This is a genomic window from Brunnivagina elsteri CCALA 953 (assembly GCF_002289455.1).
Classification (GTDB): Bacteria; Cyanobacteriota; Cyanobacteriia; order Cyanobacteriales; family Nostocaceae; genus Brunnivagina; species Brunnivagina elsteri.
The window spans coordinates 1-4,661 of the sequence record NZ_NTFS01000471.1; the positions used below are offsets into that span (position 1 = coordinate 1).

3 protein-coding genes are annotated in these 4,661 nt (G+C 37.9%); 1 reads left to right on the forward strand and 2 read right to left on the reverse strand.

All coding sequences use genetic code 11. The features are described 5' to 3' along the window. Positions 1-266 precede the first annotated feature (266 nt). Together ligA and CK510_RS26600 are read right to left on the reverse strand one after the other, a co-directional pair. On the reverse strand, positions 267-2,327 hold the full coding sequence (gene ligA, locus CK510_RS26595; RefSeq protein ID WP_211293315.1) for an NAD-dependent DNA ligase LigA: 2,061 nt from the start codon (positions 2,325-2,327) through the stop codon (positions 267-269). A 126-nt stretch (positions 2,328-2,453) separates the two neighbouring features. Beyond that, on the reverse strand, positions 2,454-3,515 hold the full coding sequence (locus CK510_RS26600) for a vWA domain-containing protein (RefSeq protein ID WP_211293314.1): 1,062 nt from the start codon (positions 3,513-3,515) through the stop codon (positions 2,454-2,456). Positions 3,516-3,900: 385 nt separating this feature from the next. Here CK510_RS26600 and CK510_RS26605 point away from each other — a divergent pair, with 385 nt between their 5' ends. Next, positions 3,901-4,497, forward strand: a complete 597-nt coding sequence (locus CK510_RS26605; protein WP_095724525.1) for a TIGR04376 family protein — start codon at positions 3,901-3,903, stop codon at positions 4,495-4,497. The last annotated feature ends 164 nt before the right edge of the window (positions 4,498-4,661 follow it).

Genomic DNA, 4,661 nt, shown 5'->3' on the forward strand with positions numbered 1-4,661 from the left:
CTAATTGATAGAATATTGATTACAACTTATTTCTAAGCGTTTCTGTTATATCGAACTCAGGTAACAGAATAATCAAAAACTCCGGGTTCCGAAATGGACGAGGTTTAATAAGTAAGTCATTTGCAAATTGGCTTATAGTTCATCCACAAATATTTTAAGTACGGAGACTAATTTTAGTTCTATTTTTATCCCTCCCTTCTTAGGGGAGGGACGATTTTTGCACAGCAAAAGTCAGGGAGAGGTCATATTTTATTCATATTGCATTATCATTCCAAAATTTCCAATAATTGAGCTTCACTTAATATCATAATCCCCAATGATTCAGCTTTTGTTAACTTAGAACCAGCTTCTTCACCTACTAACAAAAAATCTGTCTTCTTACTAACAGAATCGGTAACTTTACCACCTGCTTTTTGAATTAATGCTTTTGCTTCATCACGTTTTAATGTGGGTAAAGTACCTGTAATTACAAAAATTTTGTCAGCTAATTTTTTATTGATATTTCCATCTATTAAAACTTCCTCCACTAAATCTACAAATTGTAAACCAGTAGCTTGTAATCGCTCAATCAATTTCTGATTTGAAGGAATGCGAAACCACTGATAAATACTATCCGCAATTTCCCCACCAATCCCATAAATACCTTCAATCTTTGCCCTTGATGCGTCAGCTAATTGTTCAACATTGGGAAATTTTTCTGCTAACAACTGGGCTGTGACACTACCAACGTGACGAATCCCCAAACCATAAAGAACCCGACTCCAAGGTTGATTTTTAGACTTAGAAATTGCATCGACAATTTTCTCAGCCGACTTTTTACCCATCCTCTCCAATTCACACAATTTATCCGGTATTAACTCATATAAATCACCGACTGAATGCACCACTTCTTTATCTATTAATTGATGCACCAATTTCTCACCCATTCCCCGAATATCTAGGGCATCTTTACTTACCCAATGCTCTATGGAACCCTTCAAAATTGCCGCACAAGACGCATTTACGCATCTTGTTACAGCTTCATCCTTTTCCCTAACTACAGGTTGTCCACATACGGGACAATGGGTAGGCATTATAAAAGGTTGGGTACCATCAGGACGTAATTCTGTTAATACCCGTACCACTTCCGGGATAATTTCCCCAGCTTTGCGGACAATTACCGTGTCTCCAATGCGGATATCAAGTTGAGCAATGCGATCGCAATTGTGTAAAGTAGCTCTAGATACGGTTGTACCCGCTAGTTGTACCGGATGCATCTCTGCAAGTGGTGTTAAAGCTCCTGTACGTCCAACATTAACAGAAATGTTTTCGACAATGGTTGGTGCTTCTTCGGCTGCATACTTTAATGCTACAGCCCATCGGGGAAATTTCTGCGTAAAACCCAATTGTTCTTGTAGTTTAAATAAATCGAGTTTTACCACTACCCCATCAGTCATGTAGGGTAAATTCAAACGAGCTGTATCCCAGTTATTGTAATATTCGGCGACTTCTGGTAGAGACGAACACAATTTCATCTTGGGGTTGACTTTAAAACCCATTTTTTGGAGTAATTCTAGAGCTTCCCACTGAGTATTTGTAATACTGGCATCGTCTTCTCCAGGAATGTGCAAAGTATAAGCAAAAAAGTCCAATTTTCGCTTATCTACAACCCTAGAATCAAGTTGTCGCAAGGTTCCCGCAGTGGCATTACGGGGATTAGCAAATTGAGTCTCACCAACTTTTGTACGTTCCTCATTAATTTGCTTAAAGACATCAAGGGGTAAAAATGTCTCCCCCCGTACTTCTACCCGTTCCGGAATAATACCACCAAAAGCTTCTGCATTTAACCGCAAGGGAATCGAACGAATAGTGCGGATATTCTGGGTAATATCTTCCCCCATCATACCATCACCCCTAGTAGCACCCCGCGTCAAAATCCCATTTTCATAGGTTAAAGCTAAAGCATTCCCGTCAATCTTTAATTCGCAGACATACCCAAACCCATGTTCTGCTTCGATGGTCAAGTAGTAATTAGAAGGTTGTAAATTCCTTCTCCAGCGATTATCCCAGGCTTTTAACTCGTCAACATCAAAGGCATTTTCGAGACTATACAATGGTACATGATGACGTACTGAGTTAAATTGTGTTGCTGCTCTTTCCCCGACTCGTTGGGTTGGACTATCGGATGTAATTAATTGGGGATGCTGACTTTCCAGTTCCTGTAATTCACGGTAAAGGCGATCGTAAACCCCATCATCTAATGTTGGATTATCAAGTACATAATATTCGTAGCTCGCCTTTTGCACAAGCTTCCGTAGTTCTTCAATTCGCGTTTTCACATCTACCATAGTCGATTCCAGCACGTTTTACCTCCATTGCTAGCAGGATAATTATATTAGTTACAAAGAGGACTAAATGGGAAGAAGGGAAGCAAAGGGAAAAATATTTTCTTGTTATTGTTTCTTCTCTCTACCTTAATCCCTAGTCCAATCTTCGACTTCATAAAGGAATTTGGTTCCTCCAATTAATTTACGATTCGCAGAAGTACTTTGGACAAAAACCATATATTTTTCCAAATTATTCGGTTTAATCCTAACCGTCGAACCTTCCGGTAAACCTAACATTTCCCTGGCTGCTTCCCCTTCAAATAAATCACCTGTTTTTCTATCCATTAAAATGATTTCTTTATGTCCTTGGATAGTTTCTGTTTTCGTAAACTCATAAAATCCCCGTCCAACTTTAAAAGTCAAACCATTCTCTAATACAAAAGCTTTAATTGATATATTATTATCAACATCAAGGACTTGAAATCTTCCTGGAGAAATAGTACGTAAATCAGCAGCTTCGTAAAGTGATGTTCCTTCACGTTTCATCATTGAGTTAAAGATACGACTTAACCCCCGACTCATCCTTCCTTCGCTGATAATTTCTTTTTCGTATTCTTGGAGTTGTTCGTTTGAAGATTGTTGATAACAGACTGCTAAAAATAGGTCTGTAATATAAGAAAATTGGTCGAGATTGACGTGAAAACCACCTGATTGTTCAGCTAAATCTTGATAAAATGGTGTTGCGTGGGAACGGTTTAAAGCTTGCACTCCATAAACCACTATTTCTTGTTCTGCTAACTTCTTAACTTCCTGTCTCCAGTTTAATTTTTTCGGGTTATGTGCAGGAGCATGGGGAATATCATCACCAATTAATACCAGGGATTTTGATGCTGATTTAGACCAAGAAAATGATTGTGCTTCGTGTAATACTAGTTCGTAACACTCTGGAGCATCACCACCTCCTGTAGGTTCCACATTCAGGACAAAATCGCAAATTGCCTCAATATCTGCTGATAAATCAAAATGTTTGGTAACGTATGTTGAGCCTTCATCACAGTAATCACCGTGGGCAATTATTCCAATTTTAATTAATGGGATTTCGTTGATTAAGCGTTGTACTGTTTCCTTGATTTTTCGGCGTACTTGAGTTAAGCAAGGGTACATACTACCTGTAGTGTCAAAGCTAAATACAACTTCAATGCTACTCATAATTTAACCTCTTCTTATTATCGTGCTTTTTTAGATATAATTCTAATTCTGTAAATCAATTTTAACCTCGGATAATGATTAATTCACAAGAGAAAAATGCTAACTTTATCTAATTTTCATAACAGAATTTTATGTAAGTAGTTTTACTGAAGTATATCCACATAGGGATATAATTATGAATATTAGATAGATAACCGCCAAGTACGCCAAAACGCCAAGGGAAGAAAGAAGGAAAGAAGGAAAGAAGGAAATATATAATTCCTAATTTAATAATACAATTATACTACTTTAAGAAAAAAATGCAAGTACTGGGTTGATTGACTTTCCGCGAGGCAGCAGTCAGCACTACAATGAATCATAGTAATTGGAGTCTGGAGTTCTAACAGTGGGATTATTCGATGACTTGAGTCGGTTTCTGGAAAACCGTTTAGAAGAATTTTTGCGAAACAATCCGCATTTGGAGTTAGAAGCGCTGTTAGAGCAGTTGCGGGAACAGGAAGAGGATACATTAAAGTTGATTGCGGAATTGCAGCTACAAGAAAAGCGATCGCAAGATGATATTTTGGCTACAGCGACGGAAATTCAAAAATGGCATGTGAGAATCCAAAAAGCAAAAGCTGGGAATCGGTTAGATTTAGCATCAGCAGCACAGGAACATGAAGCTTCATTGCTCCGTAAGGGAAATCAGCAATGGGGACATATGCAGGGTTTGAAGGAGCGAATTAAGCAAGCTCAGGATTTGTTACAAAAAATTCAAGTACGTAGACAAGAAGTTCAGGTAAAGGCAACGGAAGCACAACAAGTACGTAATCAACAAGCAAAAACTCAACAAACCAAAACTCAGGAACCATTGGAAACTAGTGGTTGGAGAAGTTCGACAAAAACATCTTTGGGAAGTTTTGATGAATTAGAAGAACAATTTCGTCGTTTTGAAACAGATGATGAATTGGATAGATTAAAACGAAACATGGGTAAAAAGTAAAGAATAAAAGAGAGCATCCCAGTATGGTTGAAAAACCAAGCAAATAACTCTCCATATTCCTCTGCGAAACTCCGCGTTAACCTCCGCGAACCTCTGCGTTGAAAAAATTTTATTTTACTTTATTTTATTTATTCAACAAACGTAACCCACTTAAAGTAACCAAT

Bases quoted from the DNA above. Each gene is read 5' to 3' on its own strand.
- ligA (WP_211293315.1), bottom strand. From the start codon at position 2,327: ATGGTAGATGTGAAAACGCGAATTGAAGAACTACGGAAGCTTGTGCAA.
- CK510_RS26600 (WP_211293314.1), bottom strand. From the start codon at position 3,515: ATGAGTAGCATTGAAGTTGTATTTAGCTTTGACACTACAGGTAGTATG.